General features: G+C 62.1%; 2 protein-coding genes, 1 tRNA gene and 1 pseudogene. All 4 read right to left on the reverse strand.

What is annotated here, in order from left to right; all coding sequences use genetic code 11:
- Window positions 1-124: 124 nt before the first annotated feature.
- Window positions 125-994, reverse strand: coding sequence for an IS3 family transposase (locus L0H65_RS16715; RefSeq protein WP_301460348.1), 870 nt, complete (start codon window positions 992-994; stop codon window positions 125-127).
- Between the two features lie 300 nt (window positions 995-1,294).
- Window positions 1,295-1,396, reverse strand: a pseudogene (locus L0H65_RS16720) (hypothetical protein); the annotation flags it as partial.
- Between the two features lie 317 nt (window positions 1,397-1,713).
- Window positions 1,714-1,788 (reverse strand) — tRNA-Glu (locus L0H65_RS16725).
- Between the two features lie 76 nt (window positions 1,789-1,864).
- Window positions 1,865-3,317: single-stranded-DNA-specific exonuclease RecJ (recJ, locus tag L0H65_RS16730; RefSeq protein ID WP_301460349.1), on the reverse strand; the 1,453-nt coding region annotated here is incomplete at its 5' end.

The following is a 3,317-nucleotide window of genomic DNA, read 5'->3' on the forward strand; positions in this document are numbered from 1 at the left end:
ACTCTTATTGTGCCGGGCTTTCCGCGCCATTCGATGATACGGTTAAGGCTTCTGATCACGCGTTCCGCTGGCAAAGAAAAGTCGACCTCGATGCCCAGTCCCTCGCTGACGTTGCCCCCAACTTTTATCCAGCGTGAGCGAGACTCCGGGTTTGAGTGTTGCCCATTTGGGCGGGTTGAGCAACGGGGGCTGGCGCGGAGCTTTGCGGATTGCGGAGCGTCAGGCCCCGTTGCGGGGTGAATGTTTGGGCGAACTCGGCGGGCGTCTGCCATCCAAGGCGTGAGTGTGGGCGCTCGGTGTTATAGTCGGTGCGCCAGGCGGCCAGCGTGACGCGGACATGGTGTAGGGACGGGAACAGGGTCTCGTTCAGAAGCTCATCCCGCAGACGACCGTTGAAGCTTTCGATGAAGGCATTCTGGGTGGGCTTGCCCCCCTCTCGCGCATGCACGCATGCGCTGCCGGGCTTGCCAGGCGCGATGTAATGCCAGTCAAACTTGCGATCATCCACGAACTTCAGGATCGCGTTCGAGGTGAAGTCTGTCCCGTTATCGCTGACCACCGTCTGGGGCTTGCCGCGGGTGTCGAACAGAGTGGCCAGCTCCCGCGCCACCCGAGCCCCCGACAGCGATGTGTCGGCGATCAGGGCGAGACATTCACGCGTGCAATCGTCTACCACGGTCATGATCCGGAACCGGCGACAACCCGTCATCTGGTCCGACACAAAATCCAATGACCAGCGCTGGTTTGGCATCAGGGGCAGCACCATCGGGGCCCGTGTGCCCATGGCCCGCTTGCGCCCACCACGACGGCGCACATGCAACTGCTCTTCCCGGTAGATGCGGAACAGCCGCTTGTGGTTCACCTCGTGGCCCTCACGCCGGAGAAACACATGCAGCCGCCCCCTCTCATGGTTTGCCTGCAAACCGTTGCCGGGCAACGGATAACCGAACCGGCGTCGGGCTTTGGCCAGTTCCTTCAACCGCTCTCGCAGCACCGGGTCGTCCTACCGAACCACCTCGTAGCGCATGGTCATCCGGCAACAGCCAATCACCTGGCACGCCCGCCGCTCGCTCATCCCGTGGCCCTCCACCAGATGCGCGACCGCTTGCCGCTTCGCAGCGGGCGTCACCATTTTTTCCCGAGCAGATCCTTCAAGGCCGAATTGTCGAGCATGGATGTCAGCGAGGCGAAGCGTCTGAAAGCGCTTGAGGATGAGAACGGCAGGCTGAAGAAGCTTCTCGCTGACATCCATGCCGCCATACTTCGCTTTCCACTTGTAGACGGTCGCATCGCTGACGCCGTGCTTGCGGCACAGATCAGAGACGGAAATCCCGGCCTCGTGCTCCTTCAGAATGCCCCCTCTCGACAGATTGCTTCGCAATCGCCTGCCGGGCAACGGATGATCCGATCTTCGGTGAACCTGCTGCGCTTCATCTCTGGTCCTTTCGGTTGGCCCAGAGTCTACCTCAAACTGGATTAGGTGCAGGGGGTGACGTCAAGTCGTGCGAGTCTCGCCGGTGGCCTGCGTGAAGTTTCGTGAGGTGTCGTCTCGTCACTTGGTAAAGGTTCGCCACATACGGTGCTGATCGAGATACAATTGTAGCAGGGAAGACTCATCGCCGGTGCATATCAACTTGGTGGGAAAATCGGCGGGATGATGAGAGTGATAGCGAAAACTAAATACGATAATTCAAATACTTAGACACAAGCAAGTGGCAGCCCGTAGGGGAGTCGAACCCCTCTTCCCAGGTTGAAAACCTGGTGTCCTAACCGATAGACGAACGGGCCACGCTGTCGGTGAGGCGCTATCTATGCGGGCGAGGCGCGACTCGCAAGGACATTTTTCCGTTTTCGGCGGAAATTTTTAAACCAGCGCGGCATCTTCCAGTCGCAGTTGCACTTTCGACCGGCCGCCGAATGTATTGATCTCCAGCCGCCCGGCAAGATGGAAGCGCGCATGGCCAGGATTGTCCAGAAGTGGCCCCAGCGGGCCATCAAAGGCACCAAAGGCGATACCGTCGATGCGCGTGCCCATGCCGTCGCCGAAGCTGATGCGCAGATGGCTGTCACCAACGCGGCGCGCGGTAACAGATTGATCCGCAAAGGCAAAGCGCGGGGCAGGGGCGCCCGCACCAAAGGGGCCGGCAGCCTCGACCTGCTCAATGAACTCCGGCGTTGCAGCCGATGGCATTAGCAACCCGTCAAGCCGCAAGTCCGCAGGACCGGCCATGCCAGCGCCCTGTTTGGCCATCAATTCGCCAAGCCGGGCCATCGCAGCGGGGATCATGTCTTCCGCGACGGTCAACCCCGCCGCCATTTTATGCCCGCCGCCGCGTAAAAGCAGCCCTTCGGTGACAAGGCGGTGGATCGCTGCCCCCAGATCGACCCCGGCGATGGACCTGCCGGAGCCTTTGCCGATGCCATCCTCCACCCCGATCACCACAGCCGGGCGCTGTGCCGCATCCTTGATCCGCGCTGCGACGATCCCGACAACGCCGGGGTGCCAACCCGCACCCGCAGCCCAGACCAAAGGCGCATCCAGCCCGCGATCTTCCGCTTGCGCCAAGGCCGCCGCGCGTACTGCCGCTTCTATTTCGCGGCGCTCAGTGTTCAGAAGGTCCAGCTTTTCCGCCAAGGCTGCCGCCTCCGCCGGATCATCGCATGCCAGCAGACGCGCGCCAAGATCGGCCTGCCCGATGCGCCCGCCCGCATTGACACGCGGCCCCAGCAGAAAGCCCAACGCATAGGTGTTAGGTGCCTGATCCATGCGCGCCACATCGGCGAGCGCGCGCAATCCGACCCGGTCGCGCCGGGCCATCACCTTCAGGCCTTGCCGCACAAAGGCGCGGTTGACACCGACCAAAGGTGCCACATCGGCGACGGTGGCCAAAGCCACAAGGTCCAGCATCGCCATCAAGTCGGGGCCGGCGACGCCCTCAGCCCGCAACTGCCGGTTCGCCTCCACGAGCATCAGGAACACCACCGAAGCCGCGCATAGATGCGCCAACTCTCCGCTTTCGTCGCAGCGGTTCGGGTTGACGACGGCCAACGCCGCAGGCAGCGTTTCCGCCCCGAGATGATGGTCCAGCACCAGCACATCCGCGCCTTTCGCCGCCGCAATCGGTTCATGGCTCAATGTGCCGCAATCGACGCAAATGATCAGATCATGGTCACGCGCCAAGGTCTGCATCGCCGGGACGTTCGGGCCATAGCCCTCATCAATCCGGTCGGGAATATAAAGCGTAGCTCGGTGACCCATCGCCCGCAACCAGATCAGCAGTAACGCCGCCGACGAACCACCATCCACGTCATAGTCG

The organism is Pseudorhodobacter sp. (genome assembly GCF_030452865.1).
In the GTDB taxonomy this organism is placed as follows: domain Bacteria; phylum Pseudomonadota; class Alphaproteobacteria; order Rhodobacterales; family Rhodobacteraceae; genus Pseudorhodobacter.